Origin of the sequence: Sodalis sp. dw_96 (genome assembly GCF_018449575.1) — a bacterium.
GTDB lineage: Bacteria > Pseudomonadota > Gammaproteobacteria > Enterobacterales > Enterobacteriaceae > Acerihabitans.
The window spans coordinates 1-13,548 of sequence record NZ_JAAVUT010000018.1 but is presented as its reverse complement, the minus strand read 5'-3'; the positions used below and the strand labels follow the sequence as shown (position 1 = coordinate 13,548).

12 protein-coding genes and 3 pseudogenes are annotated in these 13,548 nt (G+C 43.9%); 9 read left to right on the top strand and 6 right to left on the bottom strand.

Annotation, left to right across the window (positions count from 1 at the left end):
- Positions 1 to 57 precede the first annotated feature (57 nt).
- Complete coding sequence (locus HB631_RS20655; RefSeq protein WP_213993063.1) at positions 58 to 669, top strand: TetR/AcrR family transcriptional regulator; 612 nt, start codon at positions 58 to 60, stop codon at positions 667 to 669.
- Positions 670 to 946: 277 nt separating this feature from the next.
- On the opposite strand, the gene HB631_RS20650 is transcribed toward HB631_RS20655, so the two are convergent.
- Complete coding sequence (locus tag HB631_RS20650) at positions 947 to 1,732, bottom strand: IclR family transcriptional regulator (RefSeq protein WP_213993062.1); 786 nt, start codon at positions 1,730 to 1,732, stop codon at positions 947 to 949.
- A 377-nt stretch (positions 1,733 to 2,109) separates the two neighbouring features.
- Here HB631_RS20650 and HB631_RS20645 point away from each other — a divergent pair, with 377 nt between their 5' ends.
- On the top strand, positions 2,110 to 2,721 hold the full coding sequence (locus tag HB631_RS20645; RefSeq protein ID WP_213993061.1) for a TetR family transcriptional regulator: 612 nt from the start codon (positions 2,110 to 2,112) through the stop codon (positions 2,719 to 2,721).
- An 86-nt stretch (positions 2,722 to 2,807) separates the two neighbouring features.
- The gene (locus tag HB631_RS20640) at positions 2,808 to 3,656 is read left to right on the top strand and encodes a universal stress protein (RefSeq protein WP_213993060.1); all 849 of its coding nucleotides are present in this window, start codon (positions 2,808 to 2,810) and stop codon (positions 3,654 to 3,656) included.
- Positions 3,657 to 4,549: 893 nt separating this feature from the next.
- Here the strand turns inward: HB631_RS20640 and HB631_RS20635 are convergent.
- Both HB631_RS20635 and HB631_RS20630 read right to left on the bottom strand, forming a co-directional pair.
- The gene (locus HB631_RS20635; RefSeq protein ID WP_213993059.1) at positions 4,550 to 5,686 is read right to left on the bottom strand and encodes an NADH-dependent flavin oxidoreductase; all 1,137 of its coding nucleotides are present in this window, start codon (positions 5,684 to 5,686) and stop codon (positions 4,550 to 4,552) included.
- 515 nt (positions 5,687 to 6,201) lie between these two features.
- Entirely contained in the window at positions 6,202 to 6,570 is a 369-nt protein-coding gene (locus HB631_RS20630; RefSeq protein WP_213993058.1) for a helix-turn-helix domain-containing protein, read from the bottom strand.
- A 136-nt stretch (positions 6,571 to 6,706) separates the two neighbouring features.
- Between HB631_RS20630 and HB631_RS20625 the strand changes: the two genes are divergently transcribed.
- Entirely contained in the window at positions 6,707 to 6,949 is a 243-nt protein-coding gene (locus HB631_RS20625; RefSeq protein WP_213993057.1) for a hypothetical protein, read from the top strand.
- A gap of 22 nt (positions 6,950 to 6,971) precedes the next feature.
- On the opposite strand, the gene HB631_RS20620 is transcribed toward HB631_RS20625, so the two are convergent.
- The gene (locus tag HB631_RS20620) at positions 6,972 to 7,562 is read right to left on the bottom strand and encodes a TetR/AcrR family transcriptional regulator (protein WP_213993056.1); all 591 of its coding nucleotides are present in this window, start codon (positions 7,560 to 7,562) and stop codon (positions 6,972 to 6,974) included.
- Between the two features lie 544 nt (positions 7,563 to 8,106).
- On the opposite strand from HB631_RS20620, the pseudogene HB631_RS20615 reads away from it, so the two are divergent.
- Together HB631_RS20615 and HB631_RS20610 are read left to right on the top strand one after the other, a co-directional pair.
- Positions 8,107 to 8,346: pseudogene (locus HB631_RS20615) on the top strand (IS630 family transposase); the annotation flags it as partial.
- A 19-nt stretch (positions 8,347 to 8,365) separates the two neighbouring features.
- Positions 8,366 to 9,337: a hypothetical protein gene (locus tag HB631_RS20610; protein WP_213993055.1), complete on the top strand. Its 972-nt coding sequence runs from the start codon at positions 8,366 to 8,368 to the stop codon at positions 9,335 to 9,337.
- Positions 9,338 to 9,715: 378 nt separating this feature from the next.
- Here the strand turns inward: HB631_RS20610 and HB631_RS20605 are convergent, their stop codons facing one another.
- Positions 9,716 to 10,300: a hypothetical protein gene (locus HB631_RS20605; protein ID WP_213993054.1), complete on the bottom strand. Its 585-nt coding sequence runs from the start codon at positions 10,298 to 10,300 to the stop codon at positions 9,716 to 9,718.
- Positions 10,301 to 11,127: 827 nt separating this feature from the next.
- Here HB631_RS20605 and HB631_RS20600 point away from each other — a divergent pair.
- Positions 11,128 to 11,274, top strand: a pseudogene (locus HB631_RS20600) (integrase); the annotation flags it as partial.
- Positions 11,257 to 11,415, top strand: coding sequence for a DNA methyltransferase (locus tag HB631_RS20595; RefSeq protein WP_345945729.1), 159 nt, complete (start codon positions 11,257 to 11,259; stop codon positions 11,413 to 11,415). The pseudogene HB631_RS20600 and the gene HB631_RS20595, both read left to right, overlap by 18 nt.
- A 136-nt stretch (positions 11,416 to 11,551) precedes the next feature.
- On the opposite strand, the gene HB631_RS20590 is transcribed toward HB631_RS20595, so the two are convergent.
- Positions 11,552 to 12,283 carry a hypothetical protein gene (locus HB631_RS20590; protein ID WP_213993053.1) on the bottom strand — a complete coding sequence of 244 codons (732 nt, stop codon included), beginning with the start codon at positions 12,281 to 12,283 and terminating at the stop codon, positions 11,552 to 11,554.
- Positions 12,284 to 12,466: 183 nt separating this feature from the next.
- Here HB631_RS20590 and HB631_RS20585 point away from each other — a divergent pair.
- Positions 12,467 to 13,548, top strand: a pseudogene (locus HB631_RS20585) (phage tail sheath protein); the annotation flags it as partial.

Genomic DNA, 13,548 nt, shown 5'->3' with positions numbered 1-13,548 from the left:
ATTATCAAGGCGCCACCGGTGGCTTACTTTTCAATGATGAACAGACAGGGAATAACCATGCCAATCGCTTCCAAAGGGGAATTGACCGCGGAGCGTATCCTCGACGCTGCTTTCAAGTCTATTGCAGCTAAAGGATGTGCGAGGGTGACGCTCAGAGGCATCGCCGATGAGGCCGATGTAGCCCTTGGCCAGCTTAATTACTACTATGAAAACAAAGACGGCTTATTTTCCGCCGTCTTGGGAAGAATGAAACAGGATTATGCTGTCGGCCTGACTGATTGGCTAAAGGACAGCAATACTCTTCGCGAGCGCATTACGGCGCTGGTTGATTATCAAGAGTTTCTTCTGAAAGAAAAAACGGATACATACCGTAATTTTCTGGAGTTTTTCAATGTTGCCCTCGGTTCGGATAAGTTTCGTGCTGAGATTGCGACATTATTGTCCGATACCACCAGCATGATAGAGGATCAGGTTATTCGTCATAAAGACAGACATGAACTCCCGGATTTCACTTCATCAGGGGTGATCACACGCTTCATTCTCTCGGCGTCTTTCGGTATATCAATGCAGCATCTGTTAAATCCTGAAGATACCGACATTCAGGCGGGTTTCCAAATTATCAAAGCCAGCACCGCCGCTCTTTTTCCGGAAAAATCGTTAAAGCAGTGAGCATAAAACGATTGTTCTTGCTTTTTTTCTGGTTGAAAGAAGCCCGAAGGAGAATATGTTGTGCTTCATATACTGAAGGGATCGGTTTATAAAGCCGGCATCGCCTGCAACATTCGATGGGCAGCTATCGCGCCTGACAGCGTGGAAAAATTGAATACTGTTACGTATCTAAATGATATTGAGTTATTTTAATCTGTATGAATGATTGCTGCTAGCACCCATGTAAAAATTCATTTGGCATTGACAAATCACCCCGTGTTACCTTTCGAGCAGCTGTTTATGTTGCCCGCCATATCGACTGCAATGCGATTTCGATGCTATCCCTGCATTTCTTGATTTCTTTTTCAAGCGATTCTAACTTGCTGTAATAACGTGGTATCGGGGCGGCTATGGCCACCGCGTAAGGGCCTATACCCATAACTGTCATCAGTGGAACGGCGACAGTGCAAACGCCTTCGATATGTTCCTCCTCATCATAAGCCATCCCATTACGGCGTATTTCCTGGAGTTGAATAAGGAGTTGGGGCATGCTACGTACCGACTTGGACGTCATCGGGTGCATTCTGTTTTCCAAGAATTTTTCAACCGAGGCATCCGGTAGCTGTGAAAGTAACGCCTTGCCTACCGCCGTCGTATAGGGAGGAGCGGTTGTTCCCACAGGGACAATCACACAAAGAGGCTGCTCAACTATAATACGGTCTACGACTATCGTCTGATGGCCTATCGCACTGCCCAGGACCACCGTTTCATGGACTGCCTGCGATAAGTTTTCAAGATAAGGCCTCACTACCGTCACAATATCGCTATGGGCTGAGCGCATCAGTTGGCCTAGTGATGGACCGAGACGTGTGCCGTTACCGGATTCAAGAGGTTCAACAAACTGCTCTACTTCAAGCGCATCGATTATCCGTTGTACGGTTGACCGGGGAAGCGATGTTTCTTCTGCAATGCCATTAAGGCTCAGTCCATTGGGATGTCGGCCCAACGCGCGCAGCACTGCCGCTGCTTTTGAAATGACCGCCATTCCTTGCTTATCTTTCCCGTTGAGATGATCCCCTACCATGTTCGATTTTCCTTGGATTCTTTTTCCCCTTATTTCCAGAGTAAATGATGCCACATATCGATGAAGTCGCAAAACAGAGTTGTAAACGGGATTTTTTTACGGTACACCTGTATTGTAATGCGGTACAGTGATAAATGATGAGGATATGGCCGGAGTCGTTGCGAGTTGTTGACGCGTTAAGAAGGGCATGTGGTGTTACCCATGGTCCTCCTTAACCCACGCCAGTATCCCTCGACTCGGTTTTATCGACAGACGCGGGATAATGCCAGAGGTATGTATTGAAATACGTGGCCGGGAAGTGGGATAGAGCACTATGGCGGGTAGGAAGTGAATACGGCCAAGTGCCAATTTTTCTCTTAACTTGAAGGTAACTCATCATGGTGAGGATGACTGTAGAGGATGCGAAGATAACGCGCCAACGGATCCTTTTAGCCGCCGCAGACGTCATCAGTAGAGAGGGGTGGGCCGCCGCAACTTTATGTAAAATTGCCGAACATGCCGGAATGACCCGAGGCGCCATTTACTGGCATTTTCGGGACAAAAATGATGTTTTGGTCCATTTGCTTGAAAATCGTAAGATGCCATTTGATGATTTACCTGACGATAAAAATATAGTGGCGCTGTGGGAAGCTATTACGGAAGTATTGCTGAACATTGCTAATGATCAAGATACGCGAATGCTAATGCAGATTCTTCTTCTTGAAACAGAGTGGAGTTCCCTGGAGCCCTCCGTCAGGTGCAAAGTGACAACAATGCGAAGCCGGCTTAATGACTGTTTAAAAAAAGCCACATTATCCTTATTGCTGCGGCGGGCTCGTGGTGGGCAGGATCAAGATGTAGAAAAAAAGATGAATTGCCTCCTTTGGACTCAGCAGGCGACACTAACCGGCTTGCTCTTTGAGCTCCTCATCGAACCTTCTATACCCGAAAGAGAGCAAAGTGTCCGTTTTGCCGTGGATATGCTTGTACAAGGCATTTCTCTGATATGAGCCAGTTCAGTATAAGAGCGTACAAGCAGGCCAGTATTAACAATTATTTTATCAGTTTTATTCAAATATTTTAAGGATACCGACTCATGGCGCTCAAGACTATAGTGGTGTTTATTGATATTTCTCCTGACAGCTGGACTCGTATCGATTATGCCGTGAAAATCGCCCGTGACCATAATGCCCATCTCATCGGTATATTTATAGCGCCTACGTCCTGGGATACCAGTATCCATGAAAACTACTCTGTAGGCAGTGCGGCAATAAAATCGGTGACAAAATTTCATCGCGACCAGGAGATTGAAACATCGAAAACGGCAAAAGAATTTTTCGACGCGGCACAAGCCAGTGAAAAGATCAGTTCTGAATTTTATATCATTAAAGATAGCGAAGTAAAACGACGTATTAATTCATTTTTGTTATATGCAGACATGATTATTGCCGGTAATCCGGGTACCAATGGGTTACCGAAAAACTGGTCTGCTGAAACAATATTATTAGCTAACGGAGTTCCGTTTCTTCTTGTGCCAAATGGATGGACGAATCCTTCAGGCGAGATTGGCAAACGGGTTTTGCTCGGTTGGAACGGCAGCCGCGAGGCGAGGCGTGCAATAACAGATTCCTTACCCTTTTTGATCGCGGCGCAGTCAGTCTCGGTAGTTGAAGTCGATCCAGACAGGCATCCAGATCATGGCGATTTGTTTGGAGCCGATTTATTGGTCTATCTTAATCGCCATGGTGTTAAAATTATTGTCGACCCAGTATCATCTCATGGGAAACCTGTAGCCAGTGTATTGATGGAATATGTTACAGCTCATCAAATTGATCTTATCGTATTGGGTGCTTACAGTCACAGTAGGTCTAGTGAAATATTATTCGGCGGTGTCACCAGGTCGCTGTTGAAAACAATGACAACCCCTTTATTAATTTCACATTAGCAGGATTGATTTTATATTGATAGATTATTATCCATAGATAGTCACCCCACCATAGACATGTGAAAAAAATTATAAGGATATATCATTTCATGCGAACTATAAAATTGATTGAATAATGTGAAATAAATATTCATAATCTCTAATAAATTTTTCTATGCTATTGCTTGACAATTACTAAACTACATCATAAATTTTTAAATACCAGATTATGACCGGATATCTAAAAGATAGTCATCTGATTCATAGACATCGTTTCATTATAATAGAAGCCAACGACGCATCCCACAAGTGAACGTCCTTCGAGGCGTGCGTTTCTTTCGCATTTCTGAACGCGCATGGGCTTTTTTGTTGAGCTTTGGTCCGCTCCGGTAGAACTTCGCGCTGAAGTGCCACTACTTCGTGCCGCTCTCTATCGCAAACAACTCACTGCATGCTCGGTCGCTTGACGCCGCTTCACTGAGATCCGTCTACTTTCCCGGGAAAAAGCGTGTCCTCCCCCGCTTATACATCTCGAACAATTCAACGTGAACACGCCCCTACGATCTACCGCATCAATGCTGCATCTACCATTAACAAAGCGGCAGCCACCGCTCGTTTACTATTGATCGAAGCCCCTGCAGTCCCATGTATCGCAGCTATCAGGCCAGGCTACATGGATTCTGGCGTGGCGGCTTGTTGTGGTTTGCTGATCGCCCCCATTCCCGGCTACGCACCACGATCCGCTTGGATTGATGATGGGATTTTGATTATCTGAAACGTATTGAAATTTATAGTTTTTTATCTAGCAATGTATGCGGTGTTCTATCCGTTGTCCTTATCGCTTGCGGCGGCTTTTGCATAAAGTGCTCACCTGAGCGTACTTTGCAATAAGCCAGGATGTCCATTTTACCTGTCTATCTTAAGGAATCTACACCTGGCAGAGGAGGTAAGGAATTGTTTTCCGATAAATACCACTCTGTTAATCTGTCTGGCAGTGCTAATCTGGAAAACGATTCCTTAGAGATTGCAGAAGCAATTTCATCTATTCTGTTTTCTTTAATTTTCAGAGCAAATTCTGGTTCAATTAAAGCTTCTCTACCTATTGCTACAATATCACCATGATCCAGAGCATTTGCAGCATCTATTGCAGAGAAGATATTTGAAATAATAATAACGGCAGCGCGGCCATTCACTTGTTTTCTAACAAGTTGACCAAATGATTCTGTTGATCCTTGCGGGTGCGAATTATAGTTGGTAAATATGGATACATGAACATAGTCTACTTTGCGCTTGATCACTTCCTCAATCAATTGAAGAGATTCATCTATCGTGTAACCGACATTCTCACCATGAATTTCCTGGGGAGAAAACCGATAACCAACAATAAAATCGGCCTTAGCAAATTTTTTGACGACTTTTTGTACTTCCTCAACAATAGCCAGAGGAAAATTCATGCGATTATTTAAGCTTCCACCCCATTTGTCGGTTCTGTGGTTAGAATACGCAGAAAAAAATTGCTGAATAAGATAATGATTTGCTCCATGGATCTCAATTCCATCGAACCCAGCCGTAATCGCTCTTTGGGTTGCACGTCCAAAATCGTTAATGATTTCTTTGATTTCTTTCGAAGTCAATTCACGTGGCACATAAGAAAGAAAGGGAAACTTAATAGCGCTAGGCGCAATGACTTCCCCCAGTCTCTCATAAGCTATAACTGCCTCTCTTCCGCAATGATAAATCTGCAGGACCGCTTTACTATTGTTTTTTTTAATACTTTCCGCTAACTTAGCTAATCCATGTATATACTTATCATCCGACACGGATAACTGATAGTTAAACCCACGACCGTTTTCATTAACTACTGCCGCACCAGTGATTATCAATCCGGCAACATTCGATCGCGTTTGAAAATAGTCTATATCTTGCTGAGATACAAATCCGTCTTTTGATGAACCTTCAACAACCATTGGCGACATAGCAATTCTGCTTGGAATAACAGCACCATTTCTTAGTGTCAAAGGTTCCACCAATGTTTGTAAATTTTTGCACATGTTCCTTCCCCTATCTGTGTTTACAATACAAATATATTTCCACCGATTGATGTGGTCTCTATATCTCTAAATTTAGGATATAACTCTGAAGACATTTTGCTTGACGGTTTTAAATCCATGTCATGAAAATATATCAACAAACTAATTGGTCATTTGCAAAAAATGCGTATAGTTTATTAAAAATGTGCAAAAAATGCTTTAATAGTGAAGGCTGTATATTACGGTAACTATCGATTTATTGAAATTGAATTGCCGCAATATGGAATTTTCCTGAGAGCGAATATAGCAGATATGGGTAGTCTACTTTGCATAAAATCTTAATGAAGGGCTGTCAATTATTTTCATAACATAGCTGGTTTATATGTATGTTATATAAATATTAATGTGGCTATTTTTAATAAGATGAACTAGTGTGTTGGTCATTATTTTAACATGATTATAATTACTGCTACTGATGATATGAGATGAATAATTATATCAAAACAGATCGTAATTCATCACTTTTTGTTGAGCATCTAATAAGTGATGAATTCCTCGATTCTGTCATCCCAACATTTGAAGGTGGCATGGTCCTCCTGTAACGAGAAGGGGTGCAATGGAACTTTTTTAAACGCTCGGGTAAATGTCTCTTGCGAGTCGAAGCTATAAGCTATCGTAATATCGATAATTGATTGCTTGGTTTTTAAAAGCGAGAGTGCAGTTTCGAATAATTTTCTTTGACGTATATAGGTACCAAGCATAAGGTCAGTTACCTGTAAAAATATACGTTGCAAATACCATTTTGAATAACCCGATTTATTTGCGACTATGTCGATGGAAAGTGGCTTATTTAGATGGTTTTCTATCCAGATGATTAAGCCATGAATCATTGAGTTGTAACTCATATGCACTCCTTGGCGGTCAAGAGTTTGCAATATTTTATCTTTCACTATCAATCATTTTTTAGCATAAATATAAGATAGCGTTATTCCCAGTCAGAGCTGTCCGGCGCCATGGTGCCGGTTTGAATCGAGATCTTTTATGAAAGAAATAGACCACGGCTCGCTTTCTCGAGCCCGGATTACTGTTTTTGCGACTGCATGTGGTATGACTGTTGCCAAAATCTATTATGCTCAACCGCTGGCGCATACGATTGGACAAGCCTTGGCAATACCGCCGGCATTATCAGGCCTGGTCGTTACCGTCACCCAGATTGGTTACGCCGCAGGGCTAGTGCTGCTAGTGATCTCTCCAAACTCGCCCAGAACCTCATCCCTCACGTAAGCTGATTCGGCAGAAATCAGGATCAAAAGGTCATAATGGTCCGGATTACTTTTCGTACCATCTCTCTGTCAAGAGTTTCCCCCAACCGTGGATTACGAACTGCGCGTACAGACAATCCTTCCATTAACGCCGAGACTATCTCACAGCGTGAAATTGTTTCTGAAGAATTACTTCCAATGACCTTATAAAATTCCTGAAACACCTCATTGTCGTAGTGCTCTATAAGGTCTGCAACCACAGGATTACGGGCCCCTTCAGCCAAAATCTCCATCTTAAGCGCGGCGTTTTCTCTGTCCAAATAACGGGTAGCTTCCTCAGAAGTTGCGTCGACAATAGCGGAAATGACATCCTTTTGCTGCATTGACGTTTTTATTTTTTCGATGAGCAATTCCAATTCGCTGCGTTCGCGGGCTACTGTGGCTTCGACGATGTCCTCTTTACTCTTAAAGAAATGGTAGATGTGGCCAGAGCTCATATCAGCCGCGGCCGAAATCTGAGCCATGCTAGTGCGATGAAACCCCTCACGGCGAAAGCAGTTACCCGCAGCGTCCAGCACCTGTTCCTTACGTCGCCGGGCTATGGCCGTTTCACCTGATTTTTTATTTGCTGTCATTGTTCGTCCTCGATCTAGGGAGCTTTTTCCATCATGGCTACGGCGACTATCCCCAGAGTCTCTTGTGATCACTATCCGCGAAATCAAAAAGTGACTCAACCCAAAATCGCACCAAATTAGTGCGCCGCCCATAATTATACAAGTACCGGATACTCTGCTTTCTATGCCTTTATCCACTATTGTATTGATACCGCACGATTCAGCCTTTTAGAACATTTTTGATCGAACGCACGATTTCTCCAAGACAATTATAGGTCGGTCAGTCAATCTATGATAACATCGAAAAACAACCAATGGTGATGTGATATTTTGTTATTACATATAGGTTGGTTAATCAACCTAAAAAAGTTTCCAAGAAAATCCCTTGATGAATAGAACGCATGCAGCAATAGAGAGGAGAAAGCCGATTTCTTGCGTCGGTGTAGGCATTCTGATGAGCGTCTTCTTTGCTCTGACTGCTTGCGATAAAAAACAGCCCGCCTCTGCACATATCCCGCCTGCGGAAGTCGGTGTGTATAGCATCCACAAAAGTAGGCTGGATGGAAATCCTAAATTTATCGTTATTTATCAGCCTATTTATTCATCTTGGGTAAACCGGATTGAACCGTTATGGCTAGCACTCCATGAAACGGTTACTCGCAATCACCTGTGCCGTCATATGTGGCGATTACTGCGAAAGGTAGGGCAGTTTATGGAAGCAGCGTCCCCTTTCTCCGGCAACAAGCATGGGCTAAAAAAATGGGGCGCTATTAGGCTCAGCTATTTAGTCTACGTTGGTGATTAAAGAAACAGGCGCAGTACAAATGGCCGCTATTGAAAAGGAAATAGAAATGACTAGAAATGATAGTGAAAAGAGCAGGCCCCCTCGGAAAAAGATAGGAACTGCTATGGGAGTCCCGCTCGCGGTGTTGCTGTCTGGCTTCAGTATTGCAGCCAACGCCGCTGGCACATCAACGATACCAATCGACCCGGTTTTTGGGTTACCAATACCACCGATAGATACTTTTTACAGCGCTACCAATACGTTGCACGCCGGAATCGCCTGGACCATTGGCGGCCTGATTGTTGTATGTATTTCCTGCTTTCATGCAGCAAAAAGGAAATCCCTCCTTCCTATTTTTGTTGCCCTCAGTGGCCTTCTTTGTGTCGTACCGGAAGTGTTTGTAGATATTGCCGGAGATTGTTTCTATGCAATCGGACCACATAATCCAAATGTAGTTTTTTCCATATGGGGGAGGGAAATGACGTGGTATACGGTTGCCGCGTGGTTTTCCTTCGGTGCCGTTTTAATTTATATTAACTATTACCTGATTTCAAAAGGAGTCAAGACAAAATGGCTATGGGGGGCTTTTTTAATCGCAGGCGCCGTGGATGTTTTGTTTGAAGAACTGTTACTGCGTGTCCCTGGGGTTTATCTTTATTACGGTAATCAGCCATTTATTGTCTTCCAAAAATTTCCTGTATGGTGGATGTTTACCAATTCTGCTGGACTTTTTCTGGCCGCCTCGCTCGCCTACCGCTACGAAAAATATCTGCGGGGATGGAAAGCTGTCTCCATACTGTTTTTGACCCCAACGGCCTACCTCGCTGTCTTCGGATTTTCAGCTATGCCGGCAAGTATAGTTATCAATGGAAACTATTCTTGGTTGGCGACACAGACCGGCGGGCTTATCAGCGTAATCCTGGCGCTCATCGCTGTGGCACTTACAATGCACCTCGTTTTACAACGTGATCCGTTCTGTCGAGAGGCGCTCGCACAGAGTGAGATAGCCTGAAGGGAAGCATCCGGTGCCTTTGCCTGCATTACCGCCGGCAAAGGCACCTGGACCTGACGATGGCGAAGAGAACGAGACGAACGCACTCAGTGGCTTTTTCGTCGAAGATAGTGTGTAAAGTTAGCAACGATGAGCGCCTTCACTAATGTATTTTGAACAGTGAGATTGGCACCCACATCAAATTAATAAAGGCCAAAAGTATAAGAACTATTTCCACTTTGAGTTTTAGCGTATGAGAAGGTTGTCAGATTATTCGCAATACCGCTGTCTTGCGTATTAAAGGCCGACGTTCTATAGTCCTGAAGCTGTACAAGCAGGGTCAATCTGTCAATGTTTTCTTTAGCGGACATAATATTTTTCTATGACATCAAAATCTTGTTAGGGATTATTAATGGGGTGTTTCCCCAGCTTTGGGGTTTTAATTGGCCACATTCTCCAGATTGTCGTCTCATCTCTTCTTCCAGTAGCCCTATCAAAAAACGGCTTCGCCATACCATAATTCTGCAAACTCCAGATATCGATTGATTGCTGAAGTCCCCCTTGAGGACTCTGGATTAAGGTGGAGGGATAACGGATAGTGGGATCAAGGCAATAATCGGCCGCTTGCCCCACAAATTGTACGGCGCTGTCTTCCTCGCCATTAGCATAATGATTACTGAAGAACAGGGTCAAGATGCCGCGCGTTGTATTGCCCTGGATAATCGTCAAAGATCCGTTAGAGGCCGCGTTGACTATCTGGTACAGATGGGTAAATGGCAGCACCTCAGTGGTTCCCTGTGCCTTCGTAATGCTAAACTGAAGTTTGCTGGTTTGTTTGTCCAAACACAAAGAGGCGATCCACCTCGAGCTTAATCGACATGAAAAGAGTTCGACTTGTGGAACCTCACAGAAGGACGGATAATTTGTCTCTTTGGCGGCTCGCCGAGAGCTGATCAGGCCCTCGTTTTGGGCCTGATCCAGCATAGCGAGAACCCCGATCACCGCCAACCATGCCAAAATGATAACCGCTGACCGTTTCGTACTTCGTCTCTTTATCATGACTTTTTACTTTGCTCCCGATTGGGCGATAGCGGATGTATGATATCCTGTACTAGCGTCGCCTGAAAAGTCAGAACCAGACGTCTCATCGTGCGACTCCTTGGCCTAAATGATGACAAAAAAACACTAAAAAACGTATTCAGCTAAAAGCATGACAAGATGATAAGATGATAAGATGATTTTTTAGAAAAACATTTGTATTAAATTGCAACTTCAAAAATTTGCTTTGAAAAATATTTTCTGCCGGGTGCGAAATGACAGAGTCTGTTCCTGAATATTATACAATCTCTCATCAATACATTTCGTATGAAAGTCTTTCTGATGATTTCGGTAGCATTTGAATCCTTGATATGGAACATGACCAGCTTTATCATGATATATATTGAGAAAAATAAAGAGAAATGCAAGTGCAGAAACAAATAATGAAAGTGAAGATTTTTTATAAATTACCAAAAGAGTGTAAAAGAGAAAAAACAAAAAAACCGCAATAGCGATGTCTGAAATGATTGAGTTTCGTGCGAATAAAATCACCACTATCTTTGGATATCTATGCCAGTTTTATGCAATATGCAAGAGTCTGTTTATCATTCATTGCGTTATCTGTTTAAATGCCGGATATCAGCCCGCGTCAATGGCTTGGCATCCCCTTCCGCTTTCCAATTCTCTTTATAGTCGGTCCGGTAATTTTGAATGCTGCCTGCCGGATGTCCCTCAAGAAAACCGATATAGCTGCCGCTGCGCCGCCCTCGGGTATCGTTGGTGCGGCGATGGAAATCGCCTATCTCTGCCTGGCGCGGCAAAGTGACGTGCTCGGCCTGAGCAAAAGCCAATTGTTGGAAGACGGAATTTTCATCCACCAGGGTAAGACCGGGACAAAGCAAATCAAAGCTTGGTCCGATAGTCTGATACTCGACCCGTTTGTGGGCAGTGCGTCAACGGGCGTGGCGGCGCTGCGGCAGGGGTATCGGTTTATCGGGATCGAGATGAGTCAGGAGTATTTTGATATTTCGTGTCAACACTTGGAAAATTTTTTCGGATGAAGCGTTAAAAGACAAAATCGGATTTTTTAAGATAAAATTTTATACCGGCCATATTGGGTCGGTACAAAAATCATGCTCATTTCACCCTTACTGAATAATTTTTCACATTACTCAAAAAGGATAAAGCATTTAATATTTATTTCGTAAGCTTTTTAATTTTGAAAATATTTTCATATCTTGTTCGTTTGTAACTTATTGCCGCTTCAATGACATTTAATGCATAAGCACTTCTCCTTTGTACTTCGATAAAAATTCCAAACAGAATAACAACTGACACTAGAAATGATGAAAGCAGTAAAAATATCGGGAAAGGGGTGCTATCAAAAAAAAGCTCAGCATCTAATTTTAAAAATTTAGACAATGTAGGCCATGATGATATTAGAAATACAAACATGGCGCCCGTCATTAGATAATATTTTATTTCTTTGCTAGTTTTGGTTAAATTTACACTGACAATGATTTTCATAGTGTTTAGTTCAAAATCACTCAACTTACTATTTTGTACTATTAGAAAGTAATTATGTTTAGCCTCATTATTTTTCTTGCCATTAGAGAGAACATCTATTCCATGAAAAATCGATAAAAATATAAAAAACATCATAATTGCACACAAATAAATATAAATGATATTTACTGCCACGGGATAATAGGCGTTGTAATTTGTGGTAAGATCAAGCATCTGAGGATAATATTTTTCAATTATTCCATTTGATATATAAAATAAAATAATCAGAGCAAAAATCAACGTTGGAATTGAAATTAGCCATAGCATAATTTTATCAATTATACCGTTTTTACCCCAAATAAAATAAGGCCTGATGGCCGATATTTTATTTATAATATCTTGATTGAGATCACTATCTTCCACAAACTTATCTCCTAAATACGCTAATCGATATTTATCGGCTTCATTTCAATAATCTCGATACGTGACAAAATTTTCCGGTTAAATTTTATCCTCGTTGTATTGGCCCCGATCAAACAGAAACCTCATGCCCACCGAAAAAAATCCCTGCATCATACCCATAACCCTCACCAAGAGATCTTCCCGATGGCTAACTACCACCACGGCGTCCGCGTCCTTGAAATCAACGACGGCTCACGCACCATTTCCACCGCATCAACCTCCGTCGTCGGTCTGGTCTGCACCGCTGACGATGCCGATGCCGCCACCTTCCCACTCAACACGCCGGTCCTTATCACCAATATATTGACCGCTGCTGCAAAAGCGGGCAACACCGGCACGCTACGTTCCTCACTGCTCGCCATCGCCGCACAGGCCAAACTGGTCACCGTCGTGGTTCGCGTGGCCGAAGGCAAAGACGAGGCCACAACTACAGCCAATATCATTGGCGGCGTGGATGCCGAAGGCCGTTACACCGGTTTGAACGCCTTGCTGGCTGCCCAGTCTGAAACCGGCGTTAAACCCCGCATCATCGGCGTCCCTGGCCTGGATAATCTGGAGGTTGCTACCGCCCTGGCCTCTATTTGCCAACAGCTCCGTGCTTTCGGTTATATCAGCGCCTGGAACTGCAAAACGGTGGCGGAGGCCATTACATACCGCGCCAATTTCAGCCAGCGTGAGCTGATGCTGATATGGCCGGATTTCCTGGTGTGGAATACGGTCATCGCCGCCAGTGAAGTGATACCGCTTATGCCACCGCCTACGCCCTAGGGCTGCGCGCCAAAATCGACAACGACACCGGCTGGCATAAGACGCTATCCAATGTGGACGTTAACGGCGTTATCGGTATTTCCCGCCACGTCTACTGGGATTTGCAAACCACCGGCACCGATGCCGACCTGCTGAATGAAGCCTGCGTCACCACGCTTATTCGCAAGGACGGATTTAAATTCTGGGGTTCCCGCACCTGTAGCAACGACCCGCTGTTCGCCTTTGAAAACTACACCCGCACCGCGCAGGTGTTGGCGGACACTCTGGCCGAGGCGCACCTGTGGGCCATGGATAAACCCGTCACGCCGACGCTGGTCCGCGACCTGATGGAAGGGGTTAACGCCAAGTTCCGCGAGCTGAAATCCGCCGGGTACATCATTGACGGCACCTGCTGGTATGACGACGCGCTGTATGCCGAGGGTCGGTTTATCGCACCGGGCGTGGCATTCGACCGGCAA

Excerpts from the sequence above, each read along its gene's own strand:
- HB631_RS20640 (WP_213993060.1), top strand. The coding sequence starts at position 2,808 with ATGGCGCTCAAGACTATAGTGGTGTTTATTGATATTTCTCCTGACAGC.
- HB631_RS20625 (WP_213993057.1), top strand. The coding sequence starts at position 6,707 with ATGAAAGAAATAGACCACGGCTCGCTTTCTCGAGCCCGGATTACTGTT.
- HB631_RS20650 (WP_213993062.1), bottom strand. The coding sequence starts at position 1,732 with ATGGTAGGGGATCATCTCAACGGGAAAGATAAGCAAGGAATGGCGGTC.
- HB631_RS20620 (WP_213993056.1), bottom strand. The coding sequence starts at position 7,562 with ATGACAGCAAATAAAAAATCAGGTGAAACGGCCATAGCCCGGCGACGT.
- HB631_RS20610 (WP_213993055.1), top strand. The coding sequence starts at position 8,366 with ATGGCCGCTATTGAAAAGGAAATAGAAATGACTAGAAATGATAGTGAA.
- HB631_RS20655 (WP_213993063.1), top strand. The coding sequence starts at position 58 with ATGCCAATCGCTTCCAAAGGGGAATTGACCGCGGAGCGTATCCTCGAC.
- HB631_RS20645 (WP_213993061.1), top strand. The coding sequence starts at position 2,110 with ATGGTGAGGATGACTGTAGAGGATGCGAAGATAACGCGCCAACGGATC.
- HB631_RS20605 (WP_213993054.1), bottom strand. The coding sequence starts at position 10,300 with ATGCTGGATCAGGCCCAAAACGAGGGCCTGATCAGCTCTCGGCGAGCC.
- HB631_RS20635 (WP_213993059.1), bottom strand. The coding sequence starts at position 5,686 with ATGTGCAAAAATTTACAAACATTGGTGGAACCTTTGACACTAAGAAAT.
- HB631_RS20630 (WP_213993058.1), bottom strand. The coding sequence starts at position 6,570 with ATGAGTTACAACTCAATGATTCATGGCTTAATCATCTGGATAGAAAAC.